Raw genomic sequence first — 385 nt, 5'->3', positions numbered from 1 at the left:
TCCCGTAGGACGTATGCGGTATTAGCGTTCCTTTCGAAACGTTGTCCCCCACTACCAGGCAGATTCCTAGGCATTACTCACCCGTCCGCCGCTGAACCCAGGAGCAAGCTCCCATCATCCGCTCGACTTGCATGTGTTAGGCCTGCCGCCAGCGTTCAATCTGAGCCATGATCAAACTCTTCAGTTCAATACTGCTTGGGTTTTGAGAAAACCCTAAACTTGGCTCAGCAATCGCATGCTCAATTTAATGAGCTAAAACTCTCGAATTCACGAGTGTTACTTGCGCTGCTGATAATCAGTCGATCATCAGTCTTACATCACAAGCACCCACACGAATTGCTTGATTCAACTTGTTAAAGAGCAGTTGGTTAAGGCTTTCGTCTCA

1 rRNA gene is annotated in these 385 nt (G+C 48.1%); it reads right to left on the bottom strand.

What is annotated here, in order from left to right:
• A 16S ribosomal RNA gene (locus tag A6723_RS00005) occupies window positions 1–187 on the bottom strand; the annotation flags it as partial.
• Window positions 188–385: the final 198 nt, after the last annotated feature.

The organism is Pseudomonas sp. AU11447, from assembly GCF_001672555.2.
GTDB lineage: Bacteria > Pseudomonadota > Gammaproteobacteria > Pseudomonadales > Pseudomonadaceae > Pseudomonas > Pseudomonas nitroreducens.
The sequence above is the reverse complement of the archived record's forward strand: the minus strand, read 5'-3'. Positions and strand labels throughout refer to the sequence as shown.